General features: G+C 67.6%; 11 protein-coding genes and 1 pseudogene. 7 read left to right on the top strand and 5 right to left on the bottom strand.

Features of this window, described 5'->3' with window-relative positions:
- Nucleotides 1-154 precede the first annotated feature (154 nt).
- Both ACIRB4_RS30890 and ACIRB4_RS30885 read right to left on the bottom strand, forming a co-directional pair.
- On the bottom strand, nt 155-925 hold the full coding sequence (locus tag ACIRB4_RS30890; RefSeq protein ID WP_403295825.1) for a transposase: 771 nt from the start codon (nt 923-925) through the stop codon (nt 155-157).
- A gap of 79 nt (nt 926-1,004) precedes the next feature.
- On the bottom strand, nt 1,005-1,565 hold the full coding sequence (locus tag ACIRB4_RS30885; protein WP_403295824.1) for an SUKH-4 family immunity protein: 561 nt from the start codon (nt 1,563-1,565) through the stop codon (nt 1,005-1,007).
- 76 nt (nt 1,566-1,641) lie between these two features.
- Here ACIRB4_RS30885 and ACIRB4_RS30880 point away from each other — a divergent pair.
- Nucleotides 1,642-1,869: pseudogene (locus ACIRB4_RS30880) on the top strand (transposase); the annotation flags it as partial.
- A 139-nt stretch (nt 1,870-2,008) separates the two neighbouring features.
- On the opposite strand, the gene ACIRB4_RS30875 reads toward ACIRB4_RS30880, so the two are convergent.
- On the bottom strand, nt 2,009-2,683 hold the full coding sequence (locus tag ACIRB4_RS30875) for a hypothetical protein (protein WP_403295823.1): 675 nt from the start codon (nt 2,681-2,683) through the stop codon (nt 2,009-2,011).
- Nucleotides 2,684-3,046: 363 nt separating this feature from the next.
- Entirely contained in the window at nt 3,047-4,204 is a 1,158-nt protein-coding gene (locus ACIRB4_RS30870; RefSeq protein WP_403295830.1) for an RHS repeat-associated core domain-containing protein, read from the bottom strand.
- Between the two features lie 764 nt (nt 4,205-4,968).
- Here ACIRB4_RS30870 and ACIRB4_RS30865 point away from each other — a divergent pair.
- The gene (locus ACIRB4_RS30865) at nt 4,969-5,814 is read left to right on the top strand and encodes a TniQ family protein (protein ID WP_403295822.1); all 846 of its coding nucleotides are present in this window, start codon (nt 4,969-4,971) and stop codon (nt 5,812-5,814) included.
- A gap of 659 nt (nt 5,815-6,473) precedes the next feature.
- Here ACIRB4_RS30865 and ACIRB4_RS30860 read toward each other — a convergent pair.
- Nucleotides 6,474-8,054, bottom strand: a complete 1,581-nt coding sequence (locus ACIRB4_RS30860) for a class I adenylate-forming enzyme family protein (RefSeq protein ID WP_403295820.1) — start codon at nt 8,052-8,054, stop codon at nt 6,474-6,476.
- Nucleotides 8,055-8,606: 552 nt separating this feature from the next.
- Here ACIRB4_RS30860 and ACIRB4_RS30855 point away from each other — a divergent pair.
- From ACIRB4_RS30855 to ACIRB4_RS30835, 5 genes are all read left to right on the top strand, one after another.
- Entirely contained in the window at nt 8,607-9,023 is a 417-nt protein-coding gene (locus ACIRB4_RS30855) for a lipocalin-like domain-containing protein (RefSeq protein WP_403295818.1), read from the top strand.
- Between the two features lie 93 nt (nt 9,024-9,116).
- The gene (locus tag ACIRB4_RS30850) at nt 9,117-9,995 is read left to right on the top strand and encodes a fumarylacetoacetate hydrolase family protein (RefSeq protein ID WP_403295816.1); all 879 of its coding nucleotides are present in this window, start codon (nt 9,117-9,119) and stop codon (nt 9,993-9,995) included.
- 84 nt (nt 9,996-10,079) lie between these two features.
- A complete protein-coding gene (locus ACIRB4_RS30845; RefSeq protein WP_403295815.1) occupies nt 10,080-11,000 on the top strand; it encodes a VOC family protein in 921 nt (306 codons plus the stop codon).
- Nucleotides 11,001-11,054: 54 nt separating this feature from the next.
- Complete coding sequence (locus ACIRB4_RS30840) at nt 11,055-12,668, top strand: bifunctional 3-(3-hydroxy-phenyl)propionate/3-hydroxycinnamic acid hydroxylase (protein WP_403295813.1); 1,614 nt, start codon at nt 11,055-11,057, stop codon at nt 12,666-12,668.
- A 76-nt stretch (nt 12,669-12,744) separates the two neighbouring features.
- Nucleotides 12,745-13,371: a malonic semialdehyde reductase gene (locus ACIRB4_RS30835; RefSeq protein WP_403295829.1), complete on the top strand. Its 627-nt coding sequence runs from the start codon at nt 12,745-12,747 to the stop codon at nt 13,369-13,371.
- The last annotated feature ends 68 nt before the right edge of the window (nt 13,372-13,439 follow it).

The raw sequence follows: 13,439 nt of genomic DNA, 5'->3' as shown, positions 1-13,439 counted from the left end.
CCCGCATTGAACCCCACGGACCTCACTCAGGAGCGACCGCGACCCGCCGGAACCGCCGCCTTACCAAACACCCCTGGCAGGACAAAACACTCTTTAAGGGTTGTCCCGCAAGTGATCTCAGACGTGCTCCTCATCAGCCGTCGGCATAGATCCACTATCCGGTCAGGGCGAGGTTGTGGAGGCGGGCGATGCCGAGCATGGCGTGGTGGACGCCGTCGCCTTTCAGGCGGCAGTCGCGGAGGATCTTCCAGGTCTTCATGCGGGCGAAGGTGTGCTCAACTCGGGCGCGGACCTTGCGGTGGGAGGTGTTGTGGGCTTCCTTCCAGGCCGGTAACTCGGTCTGGCCGGGTTCTCGGCGGTGCGGGATGATCAGACCAGTGCCGCGGTAGCCACCGTCGGCGATCACGGTGGTGTTGCCCACCGAGCTCTTGGCTCCGGACAGTTCCCATGCCTTGCAGTCGTTGCGGTTGCCCGGCACAGGCCGGCCGACGGAGACGACAAGGCGTGAGACGGCATCGATGACGACCTGGTGGTTGGTCGAGTAGCGGTAGTTCTTGGACTGCTCCGCCACGCTGTGGTCCCGCGTCGGCACCAGGGTGCCGTCCACGATCAGCACCGTGTCTCTGCGGAAGCGGCTCCGCGGCCGCAGCGCGAGCAAGGGGCCGAGCTGGCTCACGATCCGGCCCGCGGCAGACTTCGAGATCCCGAACAAGGGGGCCAGCTGCCGCAAGGTCAGGTTTGTCCGCCAGTACGCGGCAACCAGCAACACCCGGTCTTCCAGCCGAAGACTCCACGGACGGCCCCTGCAAACCACGGGCAAGCCTCCGCGCCGCAGCACGGTGATCAGTTTGCCGAACTGCTTCGAAGTAAGCCCGGAGTACGGCGCTATCCATGACGGCTCCGACGCCGTGATCACAGCCCCCACATGAAGATCATCTCAGTCATGGGCGGCCTGGCCTCCCGCACGGGTCCAGACCTGCGGGCCATGGATCTGCCGGCCGAGCTCAGTAGAGCCAGCGGTCCAGGAACCCCGGCCAGAGAAACCCCTCGTAGCCGTTGAAGGCTGCCGGGTCGATCTCCTTCTGCTCCTCGGCAAGCCGGTTCAGCTCGGCGAAAGCCCGCTCTTCCTCGCCTTCAGAGAGGTACTCCTCGGGGCCGTCCGGCTCGCTGAGAAGCTCTGAGGCGGTTACGCAGCTGCCGTAGTGGTGAAGGACGCTGAGCCACACGCCGACACCCGAGTTGGCGAACCATGCCTCCCCATCCGGCATGACGAAGTAGACCGTTCCAGTCTCCGGCTCGACGCCGAACGATGACCGCTCGGTCTGATCATCGGGGCCCGCCTGCTCGGTGAGACGGTAGAGCGGGCCCCGGGACGTGAGCAGGACCGGATCAGCCTCGCTCAGCATCACGACTCGTTCGATGAGGCGCGGAGCTACCGGGACGCCCACCTCGACGAGCTGCGCCTTCATGAAGCCCGGGATCTGCCAGCCGGCCACAACGTCCCGTCCGGCTCGCGTGACATGCCCCAGACCGGCCCACTCGGTCAGCTGGTCGTACGTCGCCATCGAACGATCCTCTTCCGTCGGCTCTGATCCTGACCCTATCGAGCCGGTCTCAGGTCAAGACACGGCCGCACTTGCGGGACAGCCCTTAGTCATCCCGCACCGTCGAGAGGGCGGCAAGACCGATCCCCCTGCCTGGAAAGAGGACCACAACAGGTTGCACAAGCAGGTCCGAGGCCGGGTCGAGCATGTATTCGCCCGTATGAAGACCTGGAAGATCCTCCGAGACTGCCGCCTCAAAGGCGACGGCGTCCACCAGGCCATGCTCGGCATCGCTCGCATGTACAACCTCGTCCTCGCCGGGTAGATCAATGGGTTTCACCGCGGTCAGCTCTACCCGAGGTGACTTGGAGTCATTACGCGACAGCCCTTAGGCGCTACCTGGGACAACAGGGGGTGACGACCCCAGTCACCTATCCGCGTTGAATGAGATCTCAAACGCGGTCTCAGAAAGTTGAGGTTCGAATCAGGACCGACAGAACTTCTTGTCCAAATTCATCACAGAGCCCCAAGGCTTCTCTACCGACTTCCGAGCCACCCCAGCCATCACCCTCGAAGGAAAGGATAGCAGAATTGCACTTTTGCTCAAGCTCGATATTCCGAGTGCCGAAATACCCAAGCCCATAGGCGGAGAGACTCCCTCCCACTCCGAGAATGTAATCTCGATGATCGCCTTCCCCTTCAAGAACCGAGAGAGACTGATCGACTACCACATCGGTTGCGTTCGCCAACTGCCGCACCCTCATGAGGATGTCGTAGATTGTCTCCTCATCCATGTCCCCAAGAGACTCTTCCAAGGAAATCCAGGCAGACAGCACATCCAACTGGAATTCCTCATTTCCCTCAGGGTGCACCTCATTCCCGTCTTCAAAAAGATCGGCACTCAGAAGTGCCTCGATAGCACGATGAAGATCGCGATCGACTGCGCCATCTAGCCTCGCCGATCCGGCTTGGAGAATCGCGGCCACAACTTCCGCCCTAATCCCCCATTCCTCCGGCATCGGAAGGCCTAGCAACGGCCCCTGAAGGCGCCTAAGGGCCAAGAAGGCCGCTTTATGGCGCTGAGCCGGGTTCATGCGCCTGATTTCACCCTCAAGCTGCGCATCGTCAAACCAGTCCAAGGATCCGGTATGCATCTCTATCGGTACCCCATCATCGCAAGCCAGTCATTGTACGCGCCGTAGTCCTGCCAGATATAGCCCGCCTGTCCAGGAACCTTGCCCGTGCCGCCAATGGTGACAGGGCCCACTTGAACTGCTCCAACTTGGGGCAACCAGTCCTCGCACCCCATAGGAGCAGAACAAGCGTTCCGATTAGCAGCCCCAGCTATTGGGGTCAACCCATTGCCGGCAGCATAGTGTAGACCAACGCCCTCCGCATGGACATGCTTGAGCTTCCCAGCGACCACGATGTTGGGGCGCCCCAGCTCATCACGTGCGGTAATTGAGTTCACATACCTCAGCTGGGCGGCATTCAGGCCCGACTCACCCACGCCAGAGACGACAGCGACAAGGGAGCCATCCTGCCTCCTTACCATCGTAACAGCGGTGGTCTTCCAATTTCGCGCTCCTTCCAAAAAGTGATCTTTGAATGAATGTAGTCCGCAAGCTGCTTGGACAGGGCAGCGAGTTCATCTGCCGTGCAACCAACAGCCCTGCAATTTGCGAGCCCAAGGGCTCCGCCGGCCTTAGATGCCAGCGCCTCCGCCATGGGAACACAAGTGTTACCTGAGCTTTGACCGCCTGCGGGATTGCAGTACGCGACACCCGTTTCCGGATCCAGAAGATTGCCATCAGCCGAGCACTGGAACCCAAGGAGGTTCCAGAGCAAACATCCTCTGGAATGAAGCCTTCGCTCTGCCCTGAGGTCAGTAGGGCCAGGATTTCGCTCGCGCTGTAGACCTGCGCCCAGCCGTCACCGGCCTTCCACTTCTGGTCCTCCCATTCAGGCTTGGGGGCCGGCCTATTAGGTGCGGGCTTCGGGCGCGATCCGTCATTTACATTTTGATCGATAATGGGCGCTGGCGGCCGTATGGCGCACCCATGTCCACAGCTTCCGTTGTGGCCTCCGCCGCTACCGGGACCGGACTCGCGGCCCCCGCCGGGACCGGACTCGCGGCTCCCGCCGGGTGCCGGTTCAGACCATATGTCCTCCGGTCGGCTGCATTTCGGGTTTGAAGCACGGCAGTTGTCTTGCGCAAGGTCAAGACCAGGCCGTGGTCGCGGCTTGGGCTTGGGCTTCGGCTGAGGCTTGGGCTGAGGCTTGGGCTGAGGCTTGGCTGGTGCAGGCTGCGGCTTGACGCCGATGGTGCCTCCTACAGGCCCCCCACCTCCACCCCCGTGCTTAAGGTCAGCGTGGCCTGAAGGATCGATTCGGTTGAGCGGATCCCCCGTGGCGTAGGCGAAACGGTTTGACCGCCCCGAGGGGACAGGGTCCAGTTGCCAGGTGTCCCGCGAGGTGAAGCTGCCAGTGCCGGGCTGGTACCAGCGTGCCGCCATGTTCACCTGGCCCGTCGCACTGTCGGTCCAGCCGGACTGGTAGCCAACCGAAGGGTTCGCTCCGTGGGACGCGGTGACAGTACCAAACGGGTCGTATGCCCGGGAACCGGTGACCGCAGTGCCGGTGTTGTTGAGTCCGGCCACAAGGTCGGTGTGCTGGTCCGTGAGGGACAGCTGGGCGTCCGCGGCCGTCCCGGCAGAAGCATGTGCGAGAACCGTGCCGCTCGGCGTGCGGCTGTACGCACTCGTACCGTCGCTGACGAGGTCGTTGGATCCGCCGTCGTACGTGAACCGGGCGCCATTGCCGGTGAGTACTCGGTCGAGGGAATCGTAGGTGAACGTGCTCGAGCCGTTGCTGATGGTGCGCTCGAAGGCGTCGCTGTTAATGGTGCTTGTGCTGCCCCCCTTGGTGACGCTCTGGATAGTGCCGCGCGGCGTGTATGTGTAGGTCTCGTTGCCCCACGTTTGGAGGCGGTTGCGGGCGTCGTAGACGCCGGTGATGTCGCCTCGCCGGGTGAGGTTGCCGGACTTGTCCCATTCGTAGGGCACGGTCGTGGTGCCGCTGGTCCAGGAGTCCATGCGGCCGGCGAGGTCGTAGGTGTACGTGTTCTCGCCTGCACCGGCAGTGCCGGTGGTGGCCTTCTTCGTTTCTCATATACAGGCAGGCACACTTCTCATCGGGCATCCGACCAGGAACGCCGTTGAGCACGACCTAGCAGGGGCTGAGGGACTGAACGACTCGGACATCTCGATGAGAATCTGTGTGTACAACGAAGTGAGAGTCAGCAGCCGGAATACCAGCACCCCGTGAGCCGACAGACGACACGGCCCGTGCCGCGACCGCCCCCGCCCCGCGCAGCATCCTCACCACAGAGGTATGGCTGCAGTCCCCGTCAGCAGCACCGGGCGTGTTCCGCGTACGACCACTGCACGGCGAAGCGACCGCCTCATACGCACAACGCCTCGCCGACACCTACCAGCTGACGCTCCCCCAACTCCTCGACGGCTCCGGCATCACGCTGACCGGCCACGGCACGCCACCGACCGCCGAACTCCACCTCAGCACCGCCGCCCGCCACCGCCTCGCCGCCCTGGCCCGCATCCCACTCCCCCTGATGCACGCCGTGCCCCGCCTCGCCCCCACCGACGACGCACACCACACCGCAGCCGCCGCGCACTGGAAACGGCTCGAGGCCGAGCAACAGCCCGTCCGCGCCTGCACCCTGTGCACCCGCCACCGCAGCCACGACGCCACCGACACCGCCTGGGTTCACCGGCCGCCGCACCGGCTGATGTGCCCGCGCCACCACCAAGCCGCCCCCGACCCACGGCTCGCCTCCCCCATCCACACGTGGGCCCTGCCCCAACTCACCGCCGTCCACCACGCCCACCAACGCCTCCTACGACACCCCCGCGCCGCCACCGCCTGGACCACAGCGCACGCCATCACCACCCGCTGGTACGACCACCAGCAACACCTCACCCACCGCTGGCACACCCGCCTCAACCAGCTGATCGCGACCAACCCCCACCTCACCGCTACCAGCAGCGCCTCCCCCGCCCTGCTGACCCGCGACCTGGTCACCTATCCCGAAACCGTCGCCCTCGCCCGCGCACTCGCCACCCTGCCCAGCCAGCCACACCGCACCATCGACGACGCCCTCAGCCTCATCGCCCACCGACTCAAACTGCCCCGCCTGGCCAGCAACGCGAGCGACCCGCTCCGGGCCTTCCTCACCCACATACGCCACTGACCAGCACCATCCGGAACCCCAAGCCCCCAAAGAGTGCAGCCACCTATAGACGCGTCACCACACCTACAAGAAATCCAAGATCAATCCCACACAACTATCGGACCGCAGGCCAAGCGCCCGAACAACCAAACCGAACACGCCCCCAGACCACACCAAGCACGCCTGAACACAGCGGCTCCAGCAACCCCCAGTCCCACCCCCAAACACGGAACACCAGACCACAACAGTCCAGCACCCTGAAGATCACTGACCCGTCACAGCTGGCAGGGCCTATCCCGTTGTCTCGCAACGATGGCACTGCGGCTCAGTCTCACTACGTGGCACTTCCTCAGGCCCTCGATCAGCCGATCGTGCTCCGCAAGCCCTAGCGTCACGATGCCGAGCGCAGCCTCGATCACCCTCCACTTGGCGGGCCGCCCCACGCCCGCCTGGCCGCGACCCCAAGGATCTGCATCAGCGGACGTGCTATTGGACTCGCTCCGCTTGGTTCCACAGCCGTCAGTCGGCACCGTCAGATTTCTGGGAGTGGACAATCTCGCTCGGCGCAAGGGTGACTCCTGCGCGACAACCCTGGTCGATCTCGAGGCCCGCCGCCCGAGCGAACCTCGACCGATAGCTGCGGGCACGGCGCCACCGGCGGCAGCTGTCGAGGGGGCGCGTCAGCGGTGCCCCTCGGCGGGCTGGTTGTCATTGCGTCGGGTGTCCTGCGGATCCGGAAGTTGGGGTTCCGCCGGCATTGTCCGCAGAGCCTGCTTGTCGAGCTTTCCCACGGCGTTGCGCGGCAGAGCGCAGGTGATCGTGATGTGCTGCGGCACCTTGAACCGGGCAAGCCGGGATGCGGTGAAGTCCCGCAGCTCCTCGGGCGTGACCGTCGCCTCGGCCCGGGCGGTGACCCATGCCACCGGTACCTCCCCGTGGACGGGGTCGGAGCGGCCTACGACAGCGGCCTCCAGTACTGCTGGATGCTGCTGGAGCACCGCCTCCACCTCGGAGGGCGCGATGTTCTCGCCGCCGCGAATGACGAGGTCCTTCTTGCGGTCCACGAGCGTCAGGTAGCCGTCCTCGTCGAGGTGCCCCACGTCCCCGGTGTGCAGCCAGCCGTCGGTCAGCGCGGCCACCGTCTCCTGCGGGCGGCCGTGGTACCCGCGCATGATCATGGGGCCGCGAGCGACGACCTCGCCGGCCGCACCCGTGGGCAGGGGACGGCTGTCCTCGCCGAGAACGAGCAGTTCCACGCCGGGCAGCGGCGGCCCCACGGTGCCGGGCTTGCGTACCCCGTCCGGTGGGTTCATGGTCAGGGCCACGGTCGATTCGGTCAGCCCGTACGCCTCCACCACCGGCACGCCGTAGCGGCTCTCGAAGGCTGCGACGGCTGCGGCGGGCATGGGGGCGGCGCCGCACAGGACGAACCGCAGTGAGGACACGTCCGGCCGCTCGGACGGCGGTAGGGCGGTCAGCAGATGGTAGATCGTGGGGACCGCCGAGAAGTACGCCGGCCGGTGCCGTTCCACGAGAGGCCAGAAGCCGGCGGGTCTGAACCCCTCGACCAGCACCAGATCGCCTCCGGCGTGGAGGGTGAAGACGCACGTCATCAAGGCGTTGACATGGAACAGGGGCAGCACGACGAGCCCGCGCTCACCGGGAGGGAGCTTCAGGACAGCGGCCAGCGCCCCGATCATGGCGGTGATATTGCCGTGGGTGAGTTCAACACCCTTGGATCGGCCGGTCGTACCACTGGTGTACACAAGGAGCGCCAGCTCACCGGGGCGCGTACCGCCCGCCGGCAGTACGGCGGGCGTGACCGTGTCGGGACCCCCGTCGCACAGCTCGTCGGACTCCATTACCAAACGGCCCAGCGACCGCAGGAGCGGGCCCGCGCACGCGTCGACGACGGTCAGCCGCGCCCCGGAATCGTCAAGCTGGTGCACCAGCTCCTCGGCGGTCAGCCGTGGGTTGACCGGGGTGACAATGGCCCCGATGTGCCAGCACGCGAACAGGCACAGCAGCGCCTCCACCCGGTTCGGCAGGGCCACGGCGACGACATCGCCGCGTTCCACGCCCCGGTCGGCCAGCCGCGAGGCGACACGCATGACGGCTCCGGCGAAGCCGGCGTCGTCCAGCTCGTAGCGGTCGTCCCGGACGCATGGGCCACCGCGGCGGCGGCCTCGCAGATGAGGCACTCCGTCCGTCGCAACAAGGGGGAAGGCAGCGGGTTCCGGGTCGGAGGACAGGCGGCTCATGGGACAACTTCTAACGTGGGCAAGCCGGTTGTGGCACCAACGGTCGGTGCCGCACCGGCTTCGGAGATCGTTCGCCCGGTGCGGGCACATCCGCCGTACGCGGATACCCTCCTCCCGTGCGGTGAGAGGACGGTTCCCCCATCCAAGGCACATCGGCACCGCACGTCTTGGCCCGGCAGCGCAAACCGTCACGCCGATGTGGCCCCCGGGCCCATAGGCATCGGTCTCACGTCGCCCCTCCCGACCAGGGCCGGCACCGCGCGAACCGGCCGACCACCCCCCGGGCGCACGCACTGTGCGGGCCGGTGGGCCGCGGCCTCCGGCGTACATCCGTGTCCGGGGCCGGCGCCGCACCCTCCTCCATATGCGCTGTCACACCAAAGGAGAGGCCGATCTTTGGTTCCCGGGACCGAGAGCCGGATCAGGGGGTGAGGGTTGGCTTGAGCGCGTGGTCGACGGATGTCGGTCACACGGTCCGGCCGACCGGGCACTGCCCCGTGCTCTGACTGTGCCCGGCGCGGCCGGACCGGCCCTGCGTGAGGAACGTGAGAGGTGCTTGTGGACGAGCTGATCGGTGCCTGGGTCCTTGAAGACTTCTCGGCCACACGCGAAGGAGTGACCACCCACCCACTCGGTGAACGTCCCGGCGGAATGCTGCTGTACGCCGCCGACGGCTGGATGAGCGCGCTCCTGACATCCGACCCCAAGGGCGGTACGGACCTCACCGACCCGCCAGACGCGCCTGACGGGACCGTGGCCTACGCCGGGCGCTGGGAGCGTACGGCGGAGGGAGCGGTGCTCCATCACGTCCAGTACAGCCACTTCGGACCGTGGGTCGGAGCAACCCTGGAGCGCGGTGTCCGATTCCGGCCCGGAAAGCTGGAGCTGACCGCCGTCACGACCCGGGGTTCTCACTGGCTCCTGCGCTGGCGCCGGGATCAGCCGGCACCCCCGCGACCCGGGCGCTGACCCGGCGCCCGCGAGCCCGGCTCGGCACATCGCGGTGCCGCCCGGGCGATCACCGATTTCTCGATCTCTCTTCGACATGGAGGTGGTGCGCCCATGCGCACAGCCAATCTCAATGGCCGTCTGGTGCTCGTGTTCGACGACGGTGTCGTGGACGCGGAGAAGGCCAGCGACGGCCTGTTCCCGTCCGACCCGCAGGCCGTCTTCGACCGCTGGCCCGAGTTCCGCGCCTGGGCGGGATCGGCGGCCACGGCCGGACACGAGCGTGCCCCGTTCGACGAGCGGGACCTGGGAGCCCCCGTACCGCGTCCCCGGCAGGTCTTCGCCGTCGCCCTGAACTACTCCGACCACGTGAACGAGTCGGCGTTCGACACCCCCGCTCAGCCGTCCGTCTTCACCAAGTACCCCACGTCACTGGCCGGCCCTTACGACACCATCGAACTGCCCAGCACCCTGGTGGACTGGGAGGTGGAACTGGTCGCGGTCATCGGTACCGACGCCCACCAGGTCAGCGCCGCCGACGCCTGGAGTCACGTGGCGGGGCTCACCGTCGGGCAGGACCTGTCCGAGCGTCGTATCCAGCTGGAGGGACCGGCGCCGCAGTTCGCGCTGGGCAAGTCCTTCCCCGGATTCAGCCCGACCGGACCGGTCCTGGTCACCCCGGACGAGCTGCCGGACCGCGACGACCTCGCACTCGGCTGTGCGCTGGGCGGCGAGACGATGCAGGAGTCCCGTACCAGCCGGATGATCTTCTCGGTGTCGGAGCAGATCGCCTGGATCTCCCGGATCTGCCCGCTCCTGCCCGGCGACCTGATCTTCACCGGCACCCCGGCCGGCGTCGGCGGTGCCCGTGATCCGCGCCGCTTCCTGGCCCCCGGCGAGGAACTGCGCAGCTGGGTCGAGGGCATCGGCGAACTCCGCAACCCGCTGATCGCCGGCCCGGCCCACCCGCACGGCCCGCACGGCCGCCCGTAACCGCCCCGATCGCACACGGTCGCCGGCCACCGTCCGTGTGCCGTCCGGACACTCCCTTCCCCTCACTGCTCCGAGGAGCCCGCCATGGCCCTGCACCGCCTTGCCCGCATCACCATGGGCGTCCCCGACGTCGACGCGACCGCCGCCTACTACGCCGACTTCGGCCTCACCAGCCTCGGCCGGGGGCGTTTCGCCTCCTCCGACGGCGGCGAACAGCTGAAGATCGTCCACGCGAACCGCCGCCGCTTGGAGGAACTGGTTGTCGGCGCCGACGACATCGACGACCTGGGCCGGATCGGCGCGGCCCTGGACCGGCTGGACGTGCCCTTCGTCCGCGACACGCACTCCCTTCGCGCGGTCGACCCCGGCACCGAGGTCACCGTCACCGTCGAGGCCCAGCCCCGCATCCTCCAGACCCCGCCCGCGCCCGTGCCGTACAACGCCCCCGGCCGCACCGAACGTCCCGACGTGCGCGCCCCCGGCGTGCTGCGCGAGGGCCCCGTCCGGCCGCGCCGGCTGGGACACGTCGTCCTCGGGTCGACGAACCAGGAGGCGTCCCAGCGGTTCTTCACCGAGGGCCTCGGCTTCAAGGTCAGCGACCTGGTGCCCGGCGCGGCGTTCCTGCGCTGCTCCACCGACCACCACAACGTCCTCGTCCAGAAGGCGCCCATCCCGTTTCTGCACCACTCCTCGTGGCAGGTCGACGACGTGAACGAGGTCGGGCGCGGCGCCACCTGGATGCTGGAGGGCCACCCCGAGCGGCATGTGTGGGGGTTGGGCCGCCACCACCTGGGCTCCAACTTCTTCTGGTACCTCAAGGACCCGGCCGGCAACTTCTCCGAGTACTTCGCCGACATGGACTGCATCGTCGACGACCAGCTGTGGACGCCGCGCGTGTGGGAGGACGTCCGCGCGCTCTACAACTGGGGTCCGCCCGTGCCTCCGTCCTTCCTCCAGCCCGAAGACCTCGCCGCGCTGATGACCGGCGCCCACGACGCGAGCTGACCGGAGGGCGAGACAGCCATGCAGACCGACAACAACACGCGTACGGGTACGGGGATGACGAGCGATTATGACGTTCTGGTGGTGGGCGCGGGGCCGGTGGGGCTGACCGCCGCCATCCAACTGGCCATGCGCGGCCGGCGGGTCGGTGTGGTCGAGCGCTGGCCGCAGCCCTACCCGCTGCCGCGCGCGGTGGTCTTCGACCACGAGATCGCCCGCATCCTCGCCTCGCTCGGGCTGGCCGACGTCCTGCCCACTCTCAGCGAACCCGCCGAGGACTACGAGTGGCGCAACGGTAAGGGGGAGACGCTGCTGCGCCTCGCGTTCGACGACACCAGCCACTCCGGCTGGCCGTTCATGAACATCTTCACCCAGCCCCGGCTCGAAGCGGCGCTGGAGGAACGTGCCCGCGCGATGCCCGGCATCGACATCCTGCGAGGCTGGGAAGCCGTCGACCTCACCGAGGACGCGACATCCGTCCGGCTGACCGTGGCGGAGAGCGCCGGTGACCGGCCGATGGTGCGTGACGGTGTCCGGCGGCACCGCACCGTCCGCGCGGCCTACGCCGTCGGTTGTGACGGCGCGAACAGCTTCGTACGCTCGCGTATGCGCACGGCGATGAGGGACCTGGGCTTCCAGTACGACTGGCTGGTCCTCGACGTCATTCCGCACGACCGGCACCGGGTGTGGTCCCCGCGCAATCTGCAGCTGTGCGATCCGGCACGGCCGAGCACGGTGGTGTCGGGCGGTCCGGGCCGTCGCAGGTGGGAGTTCATGCGGCTGCCGGGCGAGACGATCAGCGAGCTGAACCGGGCCGAAACGGCGTGGAAGCTGCTCGCGCCATGGGACCTGCACCCGGGCAACGCCACGCTCGAACGGCACACCGTCTACACCTTCCAGGCCCGTTGGGCGGACACCTGGCGCGAAGGGCGGCTCCTGCTGGCCGGTGACGCCGCGCACCAGATGCCCCCGTTCGCCGGCCAGGGCATGTGCTCGGGCATCCGGGACGCGGCCAACCTCGGCTGGAAGCTCGACCTCGTCCTGTCCGGCCACGCCGACGAGGCTCTGCTGGACACCTACACCACCGAACGCTCCCAGCACCTCCAGCACGCCCTCGAGCTGTCGGTGCACCTGGGGAAGATCATCTGCGAGCCCGACCCCGCAGCGGCCGCCGAGCGCGACGCCACGATGCTCGCCGACCAGGCAGCCCGCCGCGACCCGCTCGCGGGCATGCCGCCCCAGACCCTCACCGGCGGCCTCCTGGCACGCGGCAGCGACGGCACGCCCGCGAAGCCCGCGGGTGAACTCGGCCGCCAAGGCCGAGTGCGCCTTGGCGACCGCACCGGGCTGTTCGACCAGGTAGTCGGCACCGGCCTCGCCCTCCTGGCGGTCGAGCACCCGCGCCATGTGCTCGACAGCGACGCCGTCGCATGGTGCGAACAGGTCGGCATACGCCTCCTCAGGATCACCGACGACACCACGGCCGACGGCCCGGACGAGGTCCTAGACCTCGACGGCACCTACCTCCCCCACCTCGCCCGCATGCAGCGGCAAGCCCTGCTGCTGCGCCCCGACAACTACGTGTTCGGCGCGGCGGCCCGCAAGTACGACGTACCCGCCCTGCTGGCCGCGTTCCGCGACGGACTCACCGCCACCTCACCCGTCCACTGACCGTCCGGAACCATCGTTTGCCGGCCCGCCCCGCCCCTCATCCCAGCTACGGAAGAAGCCCACCCGCGTGACCGCCATGTCATCTCCTGTCCCACCCCATGACCTCCTCGCCCTCGCTCCCGACGCACAGGACCTGCTGTTCCGCGAGGCGCGCACCGCGAACGCCTTCACTGACCAGCCCATATCCCAAGACCAGATCAATGCCGTCCACGACCTGGTCAAGTACGGCCCCACCGGCGTCAACGGCCAGCCCCTGCGCCTGCTCATGCTCGGCACGAACGAGGCCAGGGCCCGGCTCCTGCCACACCTGCTGGAGGGCAACCGCGACAAGACGGCGAACGCCCCGCTCGTCGCCGTCTTGGCCGCCGACCTGTACTTCCACGAGCACCTGCCGCGGCTCCTGCCCTTCCGGCCGGAGATGAAGAACCTCTACGAGGGGAGCGCCGGCGGTGACGTACTGCGCACGGAAACCGCCCTGTTCAACAGCGCCCTCCAGGCGGCGTACTTCATCATCGGCGTCCGGGCGGCCGGCCTGGCGGCCGGGCCGATGAGCGGCTTCGACCGGCCGGGTGTCGACCGAGAGTTCTTCCCCGACGGCCGTCACCGGTCGATCCTGGTCGTGAACATCGGTGTACCCCGCCCTGACGCGTCGTTCCCCCGGCTGCTACGCCTGTCCGCCGACGAAGTGATCACCTGGCTGTAGTAGTACAAGGAGCGGGTGCGCGCCCGGCGACAGGCGCGCACCCTTATCATCCCCCTACCGGAGGGCAC

The sequence above is a fragment of the Streptomyces sp. NPDC093600 genome, from assembly GCF_044764755.1.
Classification (GTDB): Bacteria; Actinomycetota; Actinomycetes; order Streptomycetales; family Streptomycetaceae; genus Streptomyces.
The sequence above is the reverse complement of the archived record's forward strand: the minus strand, read 5'-3'. Positions and strand labels throughout refer to the sequence as shown.